At 71.4% G+C, this 18,898-nt stretch carries 17 protein-coding genes; 16 read left to right on the forward strand and 1 reads right to left on the reverse strand.

Annotation, left to right across the window (positions count from 1 at the left end):
* The first annotated feature begins 15 nt into the window (after window positions 1-15).
* The 10 genes from ACFVYL_RS21670 to ACFVYL_RS21715 all read left to right on the forward strand — a co-directional run bounded on the left by ACFVYL_RS21670 (window position 16) and on the right by ACFVYL_RS21715 (window position 11,314).
* A complete protein-coding gene (locus tag ACFVYL_RS21670) occupies window positions 16-1,272 on the forward strand; it encodes a beta-ketoacyl-[acyl-carrier-protein] synthase family protein (protein ID WP_389718504.1) in 1,257 nt (418 codons plus the stop codon).
* The gene (locus ACFVYL_RS21675) at window positions 1,269-2,483 is read left to right on the forward strand and encodes a ketosynthase chain-length factor (RefSeq protein WP_389718507.1); all 1,215 of its coding nucleotides are present in this window, start codon (window positions 1,269-1,271) and stop codon (window positions 2,481-2,483) included. Before ACFVYL_RS21670 ends, ACFVYL_RS21675 begins: the two co-directional genes overlap by 4 nt.
* A 64-nt stretch (window positions 2,484-2,547) precedes the next feature.
* Entirely contained in the window at window positions 2,548-4,242 is a 1,695-nt protein-coding gene (locus ACFVYL_RS21680; RefSeq protein ID WP_389718509.1) for an NAD(P)/FAD-dependent oxidoreductase, read from the forward strand.
* Between the two features lie 39 nt (window positions 4,243-4,281).
* A complete protein-coding gene (locus ACFVYL_RS21685) occupies window positions 4,282-4,884 on the forward strand; it encodes a nitroreductase/quinone reductase family protein (RefSeq protein ID WP_389718511.1) in 603 nt (200 codons plus the stop codon).
* A gap of 53 nt (window positions 4,885-4,937) precedes the next feature.
* Window positions 4,938-5,303, forward strand: a complete 366-nt coding sequence (locus ACFVYL_RS21690; RefSeq protein ID WP_389718513.1) for an antibiotic biosynthesis monooxygenase family protein — start codon at window positions 4,938-4,940, stop codon at window positions 5,301-5,303.
* A gap of 178 nt (window positions 5,304-5,481) precedes the next feature.
* Window positions 5,482-7,116 (forward strand): MFS transporter, encoded by a 1,635-nt coding sequence (locus ACFVYL_RS21695; RefSeq protein ID WP_389718516.1) that lies wholly within the window; start codon window positions 5,482-5,484, stop codon window positions 7,114-7,116.
* A 133-nt stretch (window positions 7,117-7,249) separates the two neighbouring features.
* Window positions 7,250-8,761 (forward strand): FAD-binding oxidoreductase, encoded by a 1,512-nt coding sequence (locus ACFVYL_RS21700; RefSeq protein WP_389718518.1) that lies wholly within the window; start codon window positions 7,250-7,252, stop codon window positions 8,759-8,761.
* 44 nt (window positions 8,762-8,805) lie between these two features.
* Window positions 8,806-9,360: a flavin reductase family protein gene (locus tag ACFVYL_RS21705; RefSeq protein ID WP_389718521.1), complete on the forward strand. Its 555-nt coding sequence runs from the start codon at window positions 8,806-8,808 to the stop codon at window positions 9,358-9,360.
* A 50-nt stretch (window positions 9,361-9,410) separates the two neighbouring features.
* On the forward strand, window positions 9,411-9,851 hold the full coding sequence (locus ACFVYL_RS21710) for a nitroreductase family deazaflavin-dependent oxidoreductase (protein ID WP_389718523.1): 441 nt from the start codon (window positions 9,411-9,413) through the stop codon (window positions 9,849-9,851).
* Between the two features lie 110 nt (window positions 9,852-9,961).
* Window positions 9,962-11,314: a cation:proton antiporter gene (locus tag ACFVYL_RS21715; protein WP_389718526.1), complete on the forward strand. Its 1,353-nt coding sequence runs from the start codon at window positions 9,962-9,964 to the stop codon at window positions 11,312-11,314.
* A 10-nt stretch (window positions 11,315-11,324) separates the two neighbouring features.
* Here the strand turns inward: ACFVYL_RS21715 and sigJ are convergent, their stop codons facing one another.
* The gene (gene sigJ, locus ACFVYL_RS21720) at window positions 11,325-12,428 is read right to left on the reverse strand and encodes an RNA polymerase sigma factor SigJ (protein ID WP_389718528.1); all 1,104 of its coding nucleotides are present in this window, start codon (window positions 12,426-12,428) and stop codon (window positions 11,325-11,327) included.
* 267 nt (window positions 12,429-12,695) lie between these two features.
* Here sigJ and ACFVYL_RS21725 point away from each other — a divergent pair, with 267 nt between their 5' ends.
* From ACFVYL_RS21725 to ACFVYL_RS21750, 6 genes are all read left to right on the forward strand, one after another.
* Window positions 12,696-13,322 carry a hemerythrin domain-containing protein gene (locus ACFVYL_RS21725; RefSeq protein WP_389718531.1) on the forward strand — a complete coding sequence of 209 codons (627 nt, stop codon included), beginning with the start codon at window positions 12,696-12,698 and terminating at the stop codon, window positions 13,320-13,322.
* Between the two features lie 330 nt (window positions 13,323-13,652).
* A complete protein-coding gene (locus ACFVYL_RS21730) occupies window positions 13,653-13,922 on the forward strand; it encodes an acyl carrier protein (RefSeq protein WP_389718533.1) in 270 nt (89 codons plus the stop codon).
* Between the two features lie 28 nt (window positions 13,923-13,950).
* Window positions 13,951-14,733 (forward strand): 3-oxoacyl-ACP reductase FabG, encoded by a 783-nt coding sequence (gene fabG, locus ACFVYL_RS21735; RefSeq protein ID WP_389718535.1) that lies wholly within the window; start codon window positions 13,951-13,953, stop codon window positions 14,731-14,733.
* Between the two features lie 49 nt (window positions 14,734-14,782).
* Window positions 14,783-15,718 carry an aromatase/cyclase gene (locus ACFVYL_RS21740; protein WP_389718538.1) on the forward strand — a complete coding sequence of 312 codons (936 nt, stop codon included), beginning with the start codon at window positions 14,783-14,785 and terminating at the stop codon, window positions 15,716-15,718.
* Between the two features lie 2 nt (window positions 15,719-15,720).
* A complete protein-coding gene (locus ACFVYL_RS21745; protein ID WP_389718540.1) occupies window positions 15,721-17,259 on the forward strand; it encodes an FAD-dependent monooxygenase in 1,539 nt (512 codons plus the stop codon).
* Window positions 17,260-17,262: 3 nt separating this feature from the next.
* On the forward strand, window positions 17,263-18,870 hold the full coding sequence (locus ACFVYL_RS21750) for an NAD(P)/FAD-dependent oxidoreductase (RefSeq protein WP_389718542.1): 1,608 nt from the start codon (window positions 17,263-17,265) through the stop codon (window positions 18,868-18,870).
* The last annotated feature ends 28 nt before the right edge of the window (window positions 18,871-18,898 follow it).

Below are 18,898 nucleotides of genomic sequence, written 5' to 3' on the forward strand. Positions count from 1 at the left end.
GGGAGCGCCGTCCGCATGGGACGCGACGTAGTGATAACCGGCATCGGGGTCGTGGCGCCCGGCGGTGTCGGCGCCAAGGAGTTCTGGGACCTGCTGAGCAACGGCCGGACCGCCACCCGGCGCATCACCCTCTTCGACCCGACGCCCTTCCGTTCGCGGGTGGCCGCCGAGGTCGACTTCGACGCCGAGCAGCACGGGCTGACGCCGCAGGAGATCCGGCGCATGGACCGGGCCGCGCAGTTCGCGGTGGTCACCACCGCCGAGGCGATGGCCGACAGCGGTCTGAGCCCGGAGTCGATCGAGCCGCACCGCACCGGCGTCACCATCGGCAGCGGGGTGGGGGCGACGATGGCCCTGGACCGCGAGTACAACATCGTCAGTGACGGCGGCCGGCTCGACCTGGTCGACCACCGCTATGCGGTGCCGCACCTGTACGACTACTTCGTGCCCAGCTCGTTCGCCTCCGAGGTGGCCTGGCGCATCGGCGCCGAGGGCCCGGCCGCGGTGGTCTCCACCGGCTGCACCTCGGGGCTTGACTCGGTGGGCTATGCCACCGAGCTGATCCGTGAGGGCAGCGCGGATGTGATGCTGGCCGGGGCCGCGGCCGCCCCCATCTCCCCGATCACGGTGGCCTGTTTCGACGCCATCAAGGCCACCACGCCCCGCGACGAGGAGCCCGGGCGGGCCTCGCGGCCCTTCGACCGGACCCGCAACGGCTTCGTGCTGGGCGAGGGCTCGGCGATGTTCGTCCTGGAGGAGCGCGAGCGCGCCCAGCGGCGCGGTGCGTACATCTACGCCGAGATCTCCGGCTTCGCCACGCGCTGCAACGCCTTCCACATGACGGGGCTGCGCCCCGACGGGCGGGAGATGGCCGAGGCGATCCGCCTCGCCCTGGACGAGGCCCGGATCGACGCCGAACAGGTCGACTACATCAACGCCCACGGTTCGGGCACCAAGCAGAACGACCGGCACGAGACCGCCGCGTTCAAGCACAGCCTGGGCGCGCACGCCTACCGCACCCCGGTCAGCTCCATCAAGTCGATGGTGGGGCACTCGCTGGGGGCGATCGGCTCCCTGGAGATCGCCGCCTCGGTCCTTGCCATCGAGAACAACGTGGTGCCGCCGACGGCCAATCTGCACGAGGCCGACCCGGAGTGCGACCTGGACTACGTGCCGCTGGTGGCCCGCGAGCAGCAGACCGACACCGTGCTGAGTGTGGGCAGCGGCTTCGGCGGGTTCCAGAGCGCGATGGTGTTGCGGAGGGCGGCGTGAAGAGCACCGTGGTCACCGGGATCGGTGTCACCGCCCCCAACGGCCTGGGCCTTGAGGCCTACTGGGATGCCACGCTCGCAGGCAAGAGCGCCATCGAGGACATCAAGCGGTTCGACGCGGCCGGCTATCCGGCGGGGCTTGCCGGGGAGGTCCCCGGCTTCCGTGCCGAGGAGCACCTGCCGGGCCGGCTCATCGCGCAGACCGACCACATGACGCGCCTGGCGCTGGTCGCCGCCGACTGGGCGCTCAAGGACGCCGGCGTCGACCCGGGCGCGTGGGACCCCTTCGACATGGGGGTGGTCACCGCCTCCTCGGCGGGCGGCTTCGAGTTCGGCCAGCGCGAGCTGCAGAACCTGTGGTCCAAGGGCGGCAGTTACGTTTCCGCGTATCAGTCCTTCGCCTGGTTCTACGCGGTGAACACCGGTCAGATCTCCATCCGCAACGGGATGCGCGGCCCCAGCGGCGTGATCGTCTCCGACCAGGCCGGCGGCCTGGACGCCCTGGCGCAGGCCCGCCGGCAGATCCGCAAGGGCAGCCGGCTGGTCGTCTCGGGCGGGGTGGACGGCTCGATCTGCCCCTGGGGGCACGTCGCCCAGTGGGCCGGGGGCCGGATGAGCACCAGCCGGGACGCGGAGCGGGCGTATCTGCCCTTCGACGCCGCGGCGGCCGGTCACGTGCCCGGCGAGGGCGGGGCGCTGCTCATCCTGGAGGAGGCCGGCGCGGCCCGCGGGCGCGGCGCCCGGGTGTACGGGGCGGTGCGCGGGTATGCCGCCACCTTCGACCCCAAGCCGGGCAACGGCCGCCCGCCGGGGCTGCGGCGGGCCATCGAACTGGCCCTGGCCGACGCCGAGGTGACGGCCGGTGAGGTGGACGTGGTCTTCGCTGACGCGGCCGCCGTCCCCGAGCTGGACCACACCGAGGCGCAGGCCCTTGCGGCGGTGTTCGGGCCCCGGGGGGTGGCGGTGACCGCGCCCAAGACGATGGTGGGACGCCTGCTGTCGGGGGCCGCCTCGCTGGATGTGGCCACCGCGCTGCTCGCGCTGCGCGACGGCGTCATCCCGCCCACCGTGAACGTCACGCCCGACCCCGCCCACCACCTCGACCTGGTCACCGGCCAGGCGCGTGCGGCCCGCCTGGAGACCGCCCTGGTGATCGCCCGCGGGTACGGCGGCTTCAACTCCGCCCTGGTGGTGTCGCGCACCGCCCCCTAGCGGCCGGCCACGCCCCGACAGGCACACCCAAGCAATCCGTCCGTCCCGAGAGAGGGTGGCGCGTATGCCCAGCAAGGTCATGGCGAGTGGCCAGGCCAAGAAATCCGACAAGGTCCAGCACTGCGACGTCTTCATCCTCGGCTCCGGGCTCGCGGGCTCTGTCGCCGGGGCGATCCTGGCCCGCCAGGGCGCCAAGGTGGTGCTCGTGGACGCGGGGCAGCACCCGCGGTTCGCGGTCGGCGAGTCGATGACGCCGCAGCTGATCGAGTGGCTGCACATTCTCAAGTCGCGTTTCGATGTGCCCGAGCTCGGTCATCTGCTGAACGTCAAGGCGGTCGCGGACCATCTCGGCCCGCACCACGGCAAGAAGCAGAACTTCGGGTTCATCAAGCACGAGGTGGGCCAGGAGCCCGACCCCGAAGAAGCGACGATGTTCGTCATCCCCAAGGCGCTCACCGACGCCAGCCACCTCTTCCGCCAGGACAGCGACCAGTACTACTTCAACGTCGCGGCGAAGTACGGCTGCCTCACCCGGCAGAACTGGTTCGCCACCGACCTCGACTTCGACGAGGACGGGGTGACGGTCAGCGGCAGGAACGGCGAGGTGTTCCGGGCCAAGTACCTCATCGACGCGAGCGGTTTCCGCTCGCCGCTGGCGGAGAAGTTCGCGCTGCGCGAGAAGCCGGCCCGCTTCAAGCACCACGCCCGGTCGCTGTTCACGCACTACATCGGCATCAAGCCCTTCGACGACGTCTCGCACCACCCGGTGAGCAAGCGGCCCCCGGCCCAGTGGCACGGCGGCACCCTGCACCACCTCATCGAGCGCGGCTGGTTCTGGATCATCCCCTTCGACAACGTCAAGGGCTCCAAGAACCCGATGGTCAGCGTCGGGCTGACGATGGACGAGCGGACCTATCCCAAGCCGCAGGACATGACGCCCGAGGAGGAGTTCCGCTCCTTCCTGGACAAGTACCCGGCCGTCAAGCGGCAGTTCGTGGGCGCCAAGCGGGTGCGTGAGTGGATCTCCACCGACCGCCTGCAGTACTCCTCCAGCAAGTCCATCGGGCACCGCTGGTGTCTGATGTCGCACGCGGCGGGCTTCTTGGACCCGCTGTACTCGCGCGGGCTGTCCAACACCTTCGAGGTGGTGCACGCGCTCTGCAGCCGCCTGCTGGAGTCGATCGAGGACGACGACTGGTCGGTGGAGCGCTTCGCCTACGTCGAGCAGGTCGAGCGCGGGCTGCTGCAGTACAACGACGACCTGGTCAACAGCTCCTACATCGCCTTCTCCCACTTCCGGCTGTGGAACGCGGTCTTCCGCGTCTGGGGCGGGTTCCTGACGCCCGGCGTGATGCGCCTGCACCGCGCCCGCGTCCAGTACGAGCTGGACGGCGACGAGCGCCACCTCAAGGAGCTGGAGGAGAACGCCTACCCGGGCCTGTGGTGGCCGCAGGACGACTTCCGCCACATCCTGGAGCTGACCGCGGAGACCTGCGAGAAGTTCGAGGTCGGCGAGGTGGACGGGGACACGGCCGCGGACATCATCTTCGCGGCGCTGCGCGACTGCCAGAGCCTGAACCCGGTCTTCGGGTGGAAGGACGAGGAGTCCACCCGGTTCGTGTACCCCAGCACGGCGGACGTCGCGAAGTTCATGCACTGGTCCCTGCGCAAGGCGCCGGCCGGGGAGATGCGCGACATGGCCCGCTCGCTGCTGTCCAGTTCCGTGCGCTCGGCCCTCAAGGGCAAGAAGCCGCTCTAGGCGGCGCCCGCACTCTTCGAGAAGGAAAGGGACCCGGCGATGCCGCAGATCATGCCGGACACCGAGGACAGGGCCCTGTCCTCGTGGTCCTCCACCCGGCCGCAGATGGAGAACACCAACCCGCTGGTGGAGGCCTTCACCCGGTTCAACGTCTATCTGTACTCCAAGCCGCCGAACAAGTACGTCAAGAAGGTCAACAAGTCCTTCCTGCACCTGCACCTGTTCCTGTACCGCAAGTCCAAGGGCAAGGTCATGGGGCACTTCGGCCGCCTGGACGCGATGCTGCTCACCACCACCGGCCGCAAGTCGAAGCTGGCGCGCACCCTGCCGGTGGGCTACGTCTACGACAAGGGCCGCTACATCGTGTGCGCGGCGCCCGGCCACTTCGACGTGCCCGGCGGTCCGAAGGCCACCCACCCCGCGTGGTTCCACAACGTGCGCGCCACGCCGCAGGTGCGGGTCGACATCGGCCCCGAGCAGTTCCCGGCCACCGCGCGCATCCTGGCCGGCGACGAACGCGATCGCAGGTGGCGGGAGTTCACCGAGGTGTTCCCCTTCATCGCCGAGTTCCAGAAGCGGGCCAGCCGCGCCATCCCGGTCATCGAGATCACCCCCGACGACCTGGACCCGCAGGAGCTCTGAGCCGCCTCCCAGCGCGCCCCGGCCCGCGGGGCGCGCTCCGCGAAAGGACCCCCATGAAGATCGAAGCGCTGGACCCGGACACCCCGCTGATGAAGCAGTTCCAGGAGACGACCGGACCGATCACCCTGGTCAACGTCTTCGACGTGCCGCCGGAGCACTACGAGGAGTTCCTGGCCGTCTGGCGCGAGGACGCCGCGTACATGAAGGCCAGCCCCGGCTGCATCCAGACGCAGCTGCACAAGGGCACGGCCGGCAGCCGCCTGGTCGTCAACGTCGCGGTGTGGGAGTCCACCCAGGCGCTGTTCGCCGCGTTCAGCACCCCGCAGTTCCAGCAGGCGGCGGCGAAGTACCCCGAGGGGATCACCGCCTACCCGCACGCCTACGAGAAGGTCGCCGTCGAGGGGATCTGCATCGCCTGACACAGCGTCAAGAGGCGGGGGGTGCCGGGGCGGCCGGGCCGGCCGGGCGCCGCCCGGGTGTGGCGTGCGTCTCACTGGCTGCGCGCATGTCACACCCCGCGTGCGCCCGGCCCTCTTGGATGCATCACCACACGCTGTGAGCGGCCCGGACGGCCTGGACGCCCACTAGGAGAGGGACATGACTCAAGTACGACAGACAAATCCGTGGGCGGTTCTGAGCGTCTTGTGCCTGGGGTTCGTGATGACCCTGGTGGACCTGACGATCGTGAACATCGCCATCCCGGACATGACCGATGACCTGGGCTCCTCGATCGACCAGGTGCTGTGGGTCGTCAACGCCTACACCCTCGTACTGGCCACCCTGATCATCACCGCCGGCCGGCTGGGCGACATCCACGGCAAGGGAAACCTGTTTTTGTCCGGCGTGGCCCTGTTCACCCTCTCGAGCCTGGCCTGCGGCCTGGCGCAGGATCCCGCCCAGCTCATCGCGTTCCGCGCGGTGCAGGGCGTGGGTGCGGCGATGCTGATGCCGCAGACTCTGTCGATCATCACCGATGTGTTCCCGCCCGAGAAGCGCGGCGCCGCCTACGGCGTCTGGGGTGCGGTGGCCGGTGTGTCCGGGGCGATCGGCCCGACGCTCGGCGGCTTCCTGGTCACCCACATGGACTGGCGGTGGGTGTTCTTCATCAACATCCCCATCGGCGCCCTGGTGCTGCTGCTCGGCCTGCGGGTCATGCCCAAGCACACCCGCGTCATCAAGCACCACTACGACCTGCCCGGCGTGCTGCTCGCCTCGGCCGCGCTGTTCTGCCTGGCCTTCGGCCTGACCGAGGGCGAACGCTATGACTGGAACACCTGGATCTGGACGCTGATCGGCGCCTCCGTCGCCCTGATCGGCGTGTTCCTGCTCTACGAGCGCGGCCAGCAGGACAACGAACCGCTGCTGCCGTTCTCGCTGTTCAAGGACCGCAACTTCTCCGTGGTCAACCTCGTCGGCATCGCGGTGTCCTTCGGTGTCCTGGGCATCCTGCTGCCCACGACGATCTACCTGCAGTCGGTGCTCGGCTTCAGCGCCATGAAGACCGGCCTGGTCCTGGTGCCGCTGGCCCTGGGCTCACTGTTCACCGCAGGACCGGCCGGCATCCTCTCGGAGAAGTTCGGCGGCAAGTACATCCTGACGGCCGGCCTGTCGATGTTCGGCATCGGCATCACCTGGATCCTGCTGAGCGCCGAGACCGACAGCAGCTGGACGGCGTTCATCGGCCCGCTGTTCGTGGCCGGGCTCGGCGCCGGATGCACCTTCGCCCCGATGGGCTCGGAGGTCATGCGCAACGTGCCGCCGCACCTGACCGGCGCCGCCTCCGGCGTCAACAACGCGCTGCGCCAGGTCGGTTCGGTGATGGCCGGCGCCGTCATCGGCGCGGTCCTGCAGGCCCAGCTGGTCTCCCAGCTGCGCGAGGAGGCCGCCACCAGCGCCACGAAACTGCCCGCGCCCTACCGCGAGGGCTTCACCTCCGCCTTCGACGGCGCCAAGACCGTCGGGGTCGGCACCGACCAGGGCGGCGGGTCGCTGCCCGCCAACATGCCCGACGACGTCGCCCGCACCTTCCATGAACTGGCCGGCAAGGTCTTCTCCAACAGCTTCGTGGACGCGCTCCAGCCCACCATGCTGGTGCCCGCCCTGACCATGTTCGCCGGCGCCGCGCTCTGCCTGGCCCTCAAGGGCGGCCCCACCCCCTCGGGCATGGGCCACAAAACACCGGCCGGACCGGAGAGCAACACCACGGATCAGGACGCCTCCGTCGCCGGCTGACCCCGGCCCCGGCACCTGACCCGGGGCCGGCCCCACCCGCACCACCTCGCACCACCTGGCACCACACCCTTCCCGAATCCGAATCCGCCCCCGGCCCCGACAGGGCCGGGGGCGCTCGTGGTTGGACATCCCCATGATCAGTCGAAGAACACTCCTGGGCGCCTCCGGCGCCACCACCCTGGGCCTGATAGCCCTGCGGCCCACCGCCGGGCACGCCCTGGCCGGCCTGCCCTGGGAGAGGCTGCGCAGCCACCTGCAAGGCGACCTGGTGCTGCCCGGCGACGCCGGCTACGCGGTGGCCAAGCAGCTGGACTCCAAGCAGTACGACACCATCAGCCCCAAGGCCGTCGCCTACTGCGAGAGCCCCTCCGACGTGGCGCTGTGCCTGGCCTTCGCCCAGAACCACGCCCTGGCACTGTCCGTGCGCAGCGGCGGCCACAGCCTGGGCGGCTACTCCACCACCACCGGCCTGGTCATCGACGTCTCCCGGCTCAACGCGGTGGCCCTCTCCGGCGACCGCGCCACCCTGGGTGCCGGCACCCAGAACGTCGACGTGCTCAACGCCCTCGCCCCCGCCGGGCTCGCCGTGACCGGCGGCGCCTGCGCCACCGTCGCGGCCGGCGGGTTCATCCACGGCGGCGGCGTCGGCTTCCTCACCCGCCCGCTGGGAGTGGCGTGCGACGCGCTGACCTCCGCCCGGGTGGTACTGGCCGACGGCCGCTGCGTGACGGCGTCGGCCACCAGCCACCCCGACCTGTTCTGGGCGATACGCGGCGGTGGCGGCGGCAACTTCGGCGTCGTCACCTCCTACACGCTGCGCCCCTCCCCCGTCACCGACGTCTCCACCGCCACCCTCGTCTTCTCCTGGGACAAGGCGCTGGACATGCTCGACGGCTACACCCGCTGGCTGGTGGACGCGCCCCGCCCCATCGGCGGCGCCTGCGTGATCACCCTGCCCGACGCGGCACCCGGCGCCGTCCCCATCCCCGCGATCCGCCTGGTCTCCACCGGCACCCAGGCCCAGCTCGACGACGAGACGGGCCGGCTCCTGGCGCTCACCGGCCAGCCCGCCAACCGCACCGGCGGCCCCGTCGCCTACCGCGATCTGATGATGGGCATCTACGGCTGCGCCGCCAAGACCGTCCCCCAGTGCCACCGCGCCGAGGCCACCGCCGAAGGCCAGCTGCCCCGGCCCTCCTTCAGCCTCGAACGCAGCCGCATGTTCAGCGAGCCCATGGCCCGCACCGGCTGGGCCGGCGCCCTGGCCGTCTTCGACGCCGAGCGCCGGGCAGGCCAGATGCACCAGATGCAGATACTGCCCGTCGGCGGGGCCGCCGCCGACCTCAGCCGCACCGCGACCGCCTACGTGCACCGCGACAGCATCGTCACCACCAACTTCCTGGTGGCCATCCCCGGTTCGGCCACCCCCACCGCCGCCGACAAGGCCGCCGGCCAGGCCTGGGTGGACCGCGGCTTCGCCGCCATCGACCCCTACTCCTCGGGCGAGACCTACCAGAACTTCATCGACCCCGCCCTCAAGGACTTCCAGCGCTCCTACTACGCCGAGAACCACCCGCGCCTGGTCGCCGTGAAGAAGGCCTACGACCCGCACCGGGTCTTCACCTTCGCGCAGAGCGTCAGCTGACCCGGCCCGCCCGCATCCGACTCTCCCCATCCCAGGAGGCGCGCATGACCGCGACGCCGACAGACCTCCAACGACAGCAGCCGGCCCGCGCCATCGACGGCAAGACGCTGCGCACCGTGTGCGGCCTCTTCGTGACCGGCGTGACCGTGATCACCAGCGGCAGCGGGGACCGCGCGGCCGGCACCACCGTCAACTCCTTCACCTCCGTCTCCCTCGACCCGCCCCTGGTGCTGTTCTGCCTGCACCAGGCCTCCCGGCTGCGCGCCCTGGTGGAGGAGTCCGGCGCCTACACCGTGAACTTCCTGGCCGGCCGGCAGGAGCCGCTGGCCTGGGCGTTCGCGGGCAAGCACACCGCGGCCCTCAACGATGTCGAGCACCGCTACTCCAGCGTGGGCGTGCCGGTGCTCGGCCAGGCCATGGCGTTCCTCTCCTGCCGCCTGGTCAACGCCTTCGAGGGCGGCGACCACACCATCTTCGTCGGCGAGGTCGCCGAACTCGGGGTGCCGCGCGCCGACACCGAACCGCTGATCTTCTTCCGCGGCTCGATGGGCTCCCTGGAGGACGAACCCCACGGCCCGCACCCCATGTTCGACAGCTAGGAACCCCTCGTGTTCCCGGCCACCGACCCGACCAGCAGAGGGAGCCGTGGATGTCCGGCACCACCAAAACCCCCGGCGCGTCCGTCCAGCGGCGCCTGGCCCGTTTCAACCGCAGATTCGCCAACCGGTTCGTGGGCCCGGTGCTCACCCGTATGCCGGGCTTCGGCGCCGTCGTGCACCGCGGCCGCAAGTCGAACCGCGCCTACCGCACCCCCGTCAAGGTCTTCCGCAGCGGCCCGCACTACGTGATGTCGCTGCCCTATGGACCGCAGTCGGACTGGGTGCGCAACACCCTCGCCCACAACGGCTGTGAGCTGCACACCCGCGGCCGGCGCATCCAACTGGCCGACCCGCGGGTGTTCGTGGACGAGCAGCAGGCCGTCGTGCCGGCCCCGCTGCGGCCCCTGCTGCGCCGCTTCAAGGCCTTCGACTTCATCGAGCTGCGCCCCGTGGAGCCCCGCCCGCTCAGGGAGGTGCCCGAGCGCACCTGAACCGTTACCCCAAGGCCCCCCACCCGGGGGTCCGGTCGTGAACGGCGGTGGCTGTCCGACCGGGTACCGGCCGGCGGCACCCCGCATTCCGTGATGCGTGTGGAGGCGAGATGGCGACGGGCGATGCCCTGCCACTGGAAGCGATTGTCCTGATCGATGTTGCGGTCGTCCTGCTCGCGGGGGCCGCGATGGCCCGTTTCGTACGCCGGCTGCACCAGCCGCCCGTCGTCGCGGAGATCGCCGTGGGCCTGCTCCTTGGCCCCAGCCTGCTGGGGCTGCTGCCGGGCGATCTGCCCGCACGGATCTTCCCCGACGACGCCCGGCCGCTGCTCGGCGCGATCTCCCAGGTCGGCCTGGTGCTCTTCATGTTCCTGGCCGGCTGGGAGCTCGACCTGACCCGGCTGCGCGGGCGGGGACGCTCGGTCGGCGCGGTGGCCGCGCTGGCCATGACCGTGCCCTTCGCGCTCGGCGCGGGCGCCGCGGCCCTGCTGTACTCCTCGCAGGGCACCGACGACGTGGGCCGGGGCACCTTCGTCTTCTATCTCGCCACCGCGTTCTCGATCACCGCGTTCCCGGTGCTTGCCCGCATCATCCGCGACGGCGGCCTGTCCACCACGCGGGTGGGCACCCTGGCCATGGCCTGCGCGGCCATCGGCGACGTGGTCGCCTGGTGTGTGCTCGTCCTGGTGGTGGCCGTGGCGGGCGCGGGCGGCACCGGCGAGTTCTTCCTGGTCCTCGCGCTGACCGTGGCCTACGGCCTGGTGATGGCCTTCGCGGTGCGCCCGCTGCTGGCCCGGGTGCTGCTGCGGCAGCGGGCCCGTACCGGCCGGAGCACCCTGCTCGTCCTGATCGTCTCGGCGGTGTTCGTGTCCTCCTTCGTCACCTCCTGGATCGGGATCCACGCCATCTTCGGCGCGTTCGCCTTCGGGCTGGTCATGCCGCGCCGGCGCGTCCCCGAGCTGCACCACGAGGTCGAGGCGCCCATCGAGAAGGTCTCCACGCTGCTGCTGCCGGTGTTCTTCGTCGTCACCGGGCTCTCGGTGGACATCGGCGCGCTCGGCGCCTCCGGGCTGCTGGCCCTGGCGCTGGTCGTGGTGACCGCGGTCCTGGGCAAGTTCGCCGGGGCGGCCCTGCCCGCCCGGGCGGCGGGCCTGGGCTGGCGGGAGGCCACCGCGTTCGGGGCCCTGATGAACACCCGCGGCCTGACCGAGCTCGTCATCCTGGGCATCGGCCGCGAACTGGGCCTGATCTCGGCGCAGATGTTCACCATGATGGTGGTCATGGCCCTTCTCACCACCGCCATGGCGGGCCCGCTGCTGCGGCTGCTCGGCATGAGCGGATCCCCCGCGGCCACCGGCCCGCAGCGGCCTGAGAGCACGGCGGGCGCCGGGCCTTCGGTGCCGGTGGCCGCGGGCGGCCGGGGCGAGGACAGCGATCCGCTGCCCGGCCCCCGCCCGCGCTGACCTGCTGCGCTCACTCCTCGTCATCGCCGCCGGAGCGCACCCGCGCCAGCTTGTCGGGGTTGGTGACGGCGTAGATGCCGCGCACCTGGTCGCCGGCGGGCGTCAGATCCATGACGATGACGGCGTAGGGCGACTCCTCGGAGAAGACCACCGCCGAGGCATCGCCGTTGACGTGCCGGTAGTGGATGTCGATGTCCTTGGGGGCCCGCTCCGCGTACCCGGCGAGCATCCGGCAGACCTTGTCGCGGCCCGAGACGGGCCGCAGGCCCGCGGTGCGGACCTTGCCGCCGCCGTCGGTCCACATGGTGACCTCCGGGGCCAGCATCTCCATCAGCGCGTCGAGGTCGCCGCCCAGCGCCGCGGCCACGAAGCGTTCGGTGACCTCCTGCTGGACCTGCGGGGTGGTCTCGTAGCGGGGGCGGCGCGCCTGCACGTGGGCGCGGGCCCGGTGGGCGAGCTGGCGCACCGCGGCGGGGCTGCGGTCCAGGATGCAGGCGATCTCGGTGTGCGCGTAGCCGAACACCTCGTGCAGCACGAACACCGCCCGCTCCAGCGGGGTCAGCGTCTCCAGGACCACCATCATCGCCATCGACACCGACTCGGTGCGCAGCGCCTGCTCGGCGACGTCCGGCGCGGGGCCCTCGGCCGTCTTGGTGATCAGGGGTTCGGGCAGCCAGGGCCCCACGTACGTCTCGCGCCTGCGGGTGATGGCGTCCTTGCGGGCCAGGGCGTGGTTGACGGCGATCCGCACCAGGTAGGCCCGCGGGTTCTCGATCTCCTGGCGCGGAGAGCGGCTCTTCTTGCCCGACCACGACAGCCAGGTCTCCTGCAGGACGTCCTCGGTGTCGGCGACGGAGCCGAGCAGGTTGTAGACGATGGAGAAGAGCAGTTCCCGATAGCCGACGAAGACCTCGGTGGAGGCTTCGATGACGTCCTGCACGGCGCCTTCGGCCGTGACGTCCTCGTGCACGGCGTCGTCGGCCGTGACGCCCTCGTGCACGGCGTCGTCGGCCGTGACGCCCTCGTGCACGGTGTCGCCGCTGGAGTCCTCGTGCACGGCGTCGTCGCCGCCGAAGTCCTCGCCGCTGCAGTCGTCTTCCGCACTCCCGGACATGGTGCACCTCCCGTGTGACGCGTTCACCGTTGTGAGGCCGCGGCCGGGCCGGAGTGTGACATCCGCCCGCCGGATGTGTTTCACCTCACAGAATCGGGGCTCCATGTCACACACGTCCATGCCGTTCCCCTCTCGTTCGCGAGGGCAGCCCCGGCCGCGGGGTGGCGGGAGTCCGGCTGCGGAGATCCGAACTCCCCCTCCGCGGCCGCGCGTTGTCTGATATGTCGACCGGCGGGGGCCGGTCGCCGACGAAAGGAACGGCTCACCATGGCAGTTGCACAGCAGGCTCCGATCAACTTCGCCGTCATGTACGCGACGCACGATGCGTTCCGGCGTGACCTCGAAAGGTTCGCGGCGGCCGTGGCGTCCGGCCGGGCCGGCACCCCGCAGGTCCGGGCCGGCTGGGAGAATTTCAAGCGCCAGCTGCACGTCCACCACACCGTGGAGGACGCCGTGCTGTGGCCGCGGGTCAAGCAGCAGGTGACCGGGCGGCCCGATGACCAAAAGCTCCTGGCCGAGATGGAGGCGGAGCACGCCTCGCTGGACGCGGTGCTCAGCGCCGTCGATGCGGGCATGGACCAGAAGTCCGCGGACCTGGGCGAGCGGGTCGAGCGGCTGGCGCAGGCGCTCGGCTCGCACATGCGCCACGAGGAGGACGCGGCGCTGCCGCTCATCCAGGACGTGCTGACCAACAAGGACTGGGACGCCTTCCGCAGCGCGATGGCCAAGAAGCAGGGTCCCAAGGGCGCGGCCGTCTACATTCCCTGGGTCATGGACGGCCGGGACGTCGCCGAGCGCAAGCGGTTCCTGGACACCATGCCCGCCCCGGTGAAGGTGCTCAACAAGCTCTTCTGGGAGTCGAGTTACCAAAAGCGCAGGCTGTTCGCCGCCTGATCCGACCTCCGGCCGCCTCTCCGCGGCCGGCCTGTGAGCGGGCCCGGTGCGGGCCCCTCCCCCCAAGCGCGCCCCTGCCGGTGTGAATCCCCCGCCGCCGGCAGGGGCGTCGGCGTTGGGGGGCGGGGCCCGCGGGGGTTTCACCGCCGCATCCGCCGTATCCGTCACACCCGCCGCATCCGCCGTATCCGTCACACCCGCCGTATCCGCCGTATCCGCGGGTGCCGCAGCCCCTTTCCGGCCGTACCGGGCCTTGTGCCCGGTGCGGCCTTTGTGCTGCCTGCCCGCCCGCCGCGCCACGAGATCCGCCCATCCGAAGGGACAGCCATCATGAGTACTCCTCAGTTCGCGCTCGCCGACCTCACGCGCATCCTCCTGGAGGGCGCCGGCGCCGACGACGGTGCCGCCCTGGAGGGCGACATCCTCGACCAGGACTTCGACGACCTCGGTTACGAGTCGCTCGCCCTGCTGGAGACCGGCAGCCGTATCGAGCGCGAGTACGGCATCGCCCTCGACGACGACGTGTTCGCCGACAACCGCACCCCGCGCGCTCTGATCGCCGCCGTCAACGCACGGCTGTCCGCCTCCGCCGCGGTCTGACCCGGCCAATCCAGGGAGAACTGACATCATGCAGCAGGACAAGCGTGTCGCCCTCGTCACCGGAGCCACCAGCGGGATCGGCCTGGCCGTCGCCCGGCTGCTGGCCGGGCAGGGCCACCAGGTGTTCATCGGCGCCCGCACCGCGGAGAACGTCGCCTCGACCGTCAAGCAGCTGCGCGAGGAGGGCCTGGACGTCGACGGCGCCGCCCTGGACGTGCGCTCGGCCGCCTCGGTGGCCGCCTTCGTGACCGGCGCCGTCGACCGCTTCGGCCCCGTGGACGTGCTGGTCAACAACGCGGGCCGGTCCGGCGGCGGCGTCACCGCCGACATCCAGGACGAGCTGTGGGACGACGTCATCGACACCAACCTCAACAGCGTCTTCCGCATGACCCGCGCGGTCCTGAACGCCGGCGGCATGCGGCACAAGGACCGCGGCCGGATCATCAACATCGCCTCCACCGCGGGCAAGCAGGGCGTGGTCCTCGGCGCCCCCTACTCCGCGTCCAAGCACGGCGTCGTCGGCTTCACCAAGGCGCTGGGCAACGAGCTGGCGCCGAGCGGGATCACCGTGAACGCGGTGTGCCCGGGCTATGTGGAGACGCCGATGGCGCAGCGGGTGCGCCAGGGCTACGCCGCCGCCTACGACACGAGCGAGGAGGCGATCCTCACCAAGTTCCAGGCGAAGATCCCGCTGGGCCGCTACTCCACGCCCGACGAGGTCGCGGGCCTGGTCGGCTATCTGGCCTCCGACACCGCCGCCTCCATCACCGCGCAGGCGCTGAACGTCTGCGGCGGCCTGGGCAACTTCTGAATCCGGCCCGGCCCGGCCCCACCAGCCAACACACCAAGGAGAGTTGACCATGACGACGCGTGAGGTCGAGCACGAGATCACGGTGGCGGCCCCGGCCGAGACCGTCTACCGGCTGATCGCCGAGGTGGAGAACTGGCCGCGGATCTTCCCGCCCACCATCCACGTCGACCACGTCGAGCAGGGCGAGCGCGAGGAGCGCATCCGGATCTGGGCGACCGCCAACGGCGAGGCCAAGCACTGGACCTCGCGCCGCACCCTGGACGGCACGGACCTGAAGATCACCTTCCGTCAGGAGGTGTCCACGCCGCCGGTCGCCGCGATGGGCGGCACCTGGCTGATCGAGCCGCTGTCCGCGAACGCCTCGCGGATCCGCCTCCTGCACGACTACCGGGCCCTCGACGACGACCCGGCGGGGCTGCAGTGGATCGAGGAGGCCGTGGACCGCAACTCGCGCGCCGAGCTGGCCGCCCTGAAGGCCAATGTGGAACTGGCCGTGGCCGCCGGGGAGTTGACGTTCTCCTTCGAGGACAGCGTGCAGGTGCGGGGCAGCGCCAAGGACCTGTACGACTTCGTCAACGAGGCCGGGGCGTGGGCCGAGCGGCTGCCGCACGTGGCGACCGTGCGCCTGCAGGAGGACACCCCGGGCCTGCAGAGCCTGGAGATGGACACCCGCGCCAAGGACGGCTCGGTGCACACCACCAAGTCCTACCGGGTCTGCTTCCCGCACCACAAGATCGCCTACAAGCAGGTCACGCTGCCCGCGCTGATGACGCTGCACACCGGCTACTGGACCTTCCAGGAGGGCGCCGACGGCGTCACCACCGCCACCTCGCAGCACACCGTGGTGCTCAACACGGCGAACATCGCGCGGATCCTGGGCGCGGACGCCACCGTCGCCGACGCCCGCGACTACGTGCGCGGCGCGCTGTCCACCAACAGCCGGGCCACGCTGGGCCACGCCAAGGACTACGCGGAGAAGCACTGATCATGGCCGTGGACCGTGTGGAGAGCGACGTCGTCGTGGTGGGCGCGGGGCCGGTCGGGCTGATGCTCGCCGGTGAACTGCGCCTGGGCGGCGCGGACGTGGTCGTACTGGACCGGCGCGAGGGCCCCACCACGGAGTCGAGGGCCTCGACGCTGCACGCCCGCACCATGGAGATCCTCGACAGCCGCGGCCTGCTCCAGGAGCTGGGCACGCCGCCGTGCGAGGTGCGCGGGCACTTCGGCGGGCTGCCGCTGGATTTGACGCTGGAGAGCACCCACCCGGGGCAGTGGAAGGTGCCCCAGACCCGCACCGAACAGCTGCTCGGCGACTGGGCGGCGGGCCTGGGCGCGCGGGTGCGGCGCCGGCACGACGTGCGCGCGGTGCGGGTGAGCGGGCCGGGCGTGGAGGTGGTGGCCGCCGGCCCGGACGGCCCGGTGCGGGTGCGCGCCCGCTACCTGGCCGCCTGCGACGGCGAACGCTCCACGGTGCGCCGCCTGCTGGGCGCCGCCTTCCCCGGCCAGGACGCCGGGCGCGAACTGCTGCGCGCCGACGTCGCCGGCCTCGACATCGCCGAGCGCCGCTTCGAGCGGCTGCCGGCGGGGCTGGCCATCGCCGCCCGGCGCGCCGACGGCGTGACGCGGGTGATGGTCCACGAGTTCGGCGCACCGGCCCCGCAGCGGTCCGGGCAGCCGGACTTCGCCGAGGTGTGCGCGGTGTGGAAGCGGGTCACCGGGGAGGACATCGCCTGCGGGGTGCCGCTGTGGGTGAACTCCTTCGGCGATGCCTGCCGGCTCCTGCAGAGTTATCGCCAGGGCCGGGTGCTGTTCGCGGGCGACGCCGCGCACCAGCAGATGCCCATCGGCGGCCAGGCCCTGAACCTGGGGCTGCAGGACGCGGTGAACCTGGGCTGGAAGCTGGCCGCCGTCGCCCGGGGCCGGGCACCGCAGACACTCCTTGACAGCTACCACCGCGAGCGGCACGCGGTGGGCCGGCGGGTCCTGGACAACATCCGCACCCAGACGCAGCTGCTCCTTGGCGGCGCCGAGGCGGCCAGTCTGCGCGCGCTGATGGGCGAGCTGCTGCCGCATCAGGACGTGCGCCGGCATCTGGCGGGCATGATCTCCGGCCTCGACGTGCGGCACGACGTGGGGCCCGGGGAGCATCCGCTGCTGGGCGCCCGCCTGCCGCACGTACGCCTGAAGGTGGGCCGCCAGGAGTCCACCGGTGCGCAGTTGCTGCGGGCGGGGCAGGGCGTGCTGCTCACGCTGCGCCCCGAGGCCGCGCTGCTGCACTCGGTGGCCGCGTCCTGGCCCGGCCGGGTGGCCTGGGTGGCGGCGCGGCCGGCCGGGGAGCTGCCCGGTCCCCTGGAGGGCATCGCCGCGCTGCTTGTGCGCCCCGACGGGCACGTCGTCTGGGTGCAGCCGGGCGAGGCGGTCTCCCTGCACCAGGCGCTCACGCGCTGGTTCGGTGCGCCACAGCCCGTGCCGGGCGCGGCGCGCCGCTCGTCCCCCGTCCTGTCCCCTGCTGTTTTCGGAGAGTGAGCCATGAACACGAGCGAGCGACCGGACGACCGCTATGACGTGGCCATCCTGGGTGCGGGCATGGCGGGCGGCATGCTGGGCGCGGTCCTGGCCCGCAACGGCGTGAAGGTCCTGCTGATCGACGCCGGTGTCCACCCGCGGTTCGCGGTGGGCGAGTCGACGATCCCCTACACCTCGGCCATGACCCGTATCATCGCCGAGCGCTACCGGGTGCCCGAGATCGAGGCGCTGGCCTCCTTCCGCGGCATCCAGGACAAGATCTCACCCATGTCGGGGCGCAAGCAGAACTTCGGCTTCGTCTACCACCGCGAGGGCCAGGAGCAGAACCCCGAGGAGATCAACCAGCTGGTGGTGCCCGAGTGGCAGCGCACCGAGAGCCACCTCTTCCGCCAGGACACCGACGCGTTCCTGTTCAACCTGGCGGTGCGCTACGGGGCCGATCCGCTGCTCAACACCCGTATCGCGGACATCGAGACGGGCTCTGATGGGGTGTTGCTGCGCTGCGAGAAGGGCAGCGAGCACCGGGCGGAGTATCTGGTGGACTGCGGGGGCTTCCGCTCGCCGGTCGCGGAGAAGTTCGGCCTGCGCGAGGAGCCGACCCGGGCCCGCCACCACTCGCGGTCGATGTTCACGCACATGGTGGGCGTCACCGCCTATGACCAGGCGCCCTCGGCGGCGGGCCACAAGCAGCCCAGCCCCTGGCACCACGGCACGCTCCACCACGTCTTCGACGGCGGCTGGCTGTGGGTGATCCCCTTCGACAACCACGAGGGGGCGCTCAGCCCGCTGTGCAGTGTGGGGCTCACGCTGGACGAGCGGGTCCATCCCCAGGACGGCTCGACGCCGCAGCAGGAGTTCGACGCGTTCCTGGCGCGGTTCCCGCAGATCGCCGAGCAGTTCACCCAGGCGCGCGCGGTGCGCCCGTGGGTGAGCACCGGGCGTCTGCAGTACTCCTCCTCGCGCACCGTCGGCGAGCGCTACTGCCTGACCGCGCACGCCGCGGGGTTCACCGACGCGCTGTACTCGCGGGGGCTGACCAACACCGTGGAGGTGGTCAACTCGCTGGCCTGGCGGCTGATCGAGGCCGCCCGCGACGGCGACTGGTCCACCGAGCGGTTCGCCTACATCGACCGGCTCCAGCAGGGTCTGTACGACGTCCACGACGATCTCGTCTACAGCTCGTTCGTGGGCTTTGGCCACTACGACCTGTTCAACGCGGTGCTGCGGGTGTGGGAGTCGACCAGCATCATGCCGACGATGACCATCGAGCGGGCCTACCGCAGGTTCATGGAGGGCCGCGACGAGCAGGTCCTGCGGGATCTGGAGCAGACCACCACGCCCGGTCTGCCCGCCCCGGTGGGCGAGGACATCAAGGCGCTGCTGGTGTTCACCCGGACCAACTGCCGGGCGGTGGAGGCCGGTGAGCTGGAGCCGGCCGAGGCGGCGCGGCGGATCTTCGCCCGGGTGCGGGAGGCGGAGTTCCTGCCGGCGCCGTTCGCGCTCGGTGACCCGGCCACCCGCTGCTTCGAGGCCACCCCCGAGCTGCTGGGGCAGGCCGTGGAGTGGGGCAGGACCACGGCCCCGCAGCACATCGCTCAGCTCTTCGGCTGAGGCGTTCCAGGCCAGTCGGCCACCGGAT

The sequence above is a fragment of the Streptomyces sp. NPDC058308 genome (assembly GCF_042880275.1).
In the GTDB taxonomy this organism is placed as follows: domain Bacteria; phylum Actinomycetota; class Actinomycetes; order Streptomycetales; family Streptomycetaceae; genus Streptomyces.

What these genes read in the sequence shown, in the direction of transcription:
- ACFVYL_RS21710 (WP_389718523.1), top strand. Translation starts at nt 9,411, where the DNA reads ATGTCCGGCACCACCAAAACCCCCGGCGCGTCCGTCCAGCGGCGCCTG.
- ACFVYL_RS21685 (WP_389718511.1), top strand. Translation starts at nt 4,282, where the DNA reads ATGCCGCAGATCATGCCGGACACCGAGGACAGGGCCCTGTCCTCGTGG.
- ACFVYL_RS21740 (WP_389718538.1), top strand. Translation starts at nt 14,783, where the DNA reads ATGACGACGCGTGAGGTCGAGCACGAGATCACGGTGGCGGCCCCGGCC.
- ACFVYL_RS21725 (WP_389718531.1), top strand. Translation starts at nt 12,696, where the DNA reads ATGGCAGTTGCACAGCAGGCTCCGATCAACTTCGCCGTCATGTACGCG.
- sigJ (WP_389718528.1), bottom strand. Translation starts at nt 12,428, where the DNA reads ATGTCCGGGAGTGCGGAAGACGACTGCAGCGGCGAGGACTTCGGCGGC.
- ACFVYL_RS21745 (WP_389718540.1), top strand. Translation starts at nt 15,721, where the DNA reads ATGGCCGTGGACCGTGTGGAGAGCGACGTCGTCGTGGTGGGCGCGGGG.
- ACFVYL_RS21705 (WP_389718521.1), top strand. Translation starts at nt 8,806, where the DNA reads ATGACCGCGACGCCGACAGACCTCCAACGACAGCAGCCGGCCCGCGCC.
- ACFVYL_RS21730 (WP_389718533.1), top strand. Translation starts at nt 13,653, where the DNA reads ATGAGTACTCCTCAGTTCGCGCTCGCCGACCTCACGCGCATCCTCCTG.
- fabG (WP_389718535.1), top strand. Translation starts at nt 13,951, where the DNA reads ATGCAGCAGGACAAGCGTGTCGCCCTCGTCACCGGAGCCACCAGCGGG.
- ACFVYL_RS21750 (WP_389718542.1), top strand. Translation starts at nt 17,263, where the DNA reads ATGAACACGAGCGAGCGACCGGACGACCGCTATGACGTGGCCATCCTG.
- ACFVYL_RS21700 (WP_389718518.1), top strand. Translation starts at nt 7,250, where the DNA reads ATGATCAGTCGAAGAACACTCCTGGGCGCCTCCGGCGCCACCACCCTG.
- ACFVYL_RS21715 (WP_389718526.1), top strand. Translation starts at nt 9,962, where the DNA reads ATGGCGACGGGCGATGCCCTGCCACTGGAAGCGATTGTCCTGATCGAT.
- ACFVYL_RS21695 (WP_389718516.1), top strand. Translation starts at nt 5,482, where the DNA reads ATGACTCAAGTACGACAGACAAATCCGTGGGCGGTTCTGAGCGTCTTG.
- ACFVYL_RS21690 (WP_389718513.1), top strand. Translation starts at nt 4,938, where the DNA reads ATGAAGATCGAAGCGCTGGACCCGGACACCCCGCTGATGAAGCAGTTC.
- ACFVYL_RS21670 (WP_389718504.1), top strand. Translation starts at nt 16, where the DNA reads ATGGGACGCGACGTAGTGATAACCGGCATCGGGGTCGTGGCGCCCGGC.
- ACFVYL_RS21680 (WP_389718509.1), top strand. Translation starts at nt 2,548, where the DNA reads ATGCCCAGCAAGGTCATGGCGAGTGGCCAGGCCAAGAAATCCGACAAG.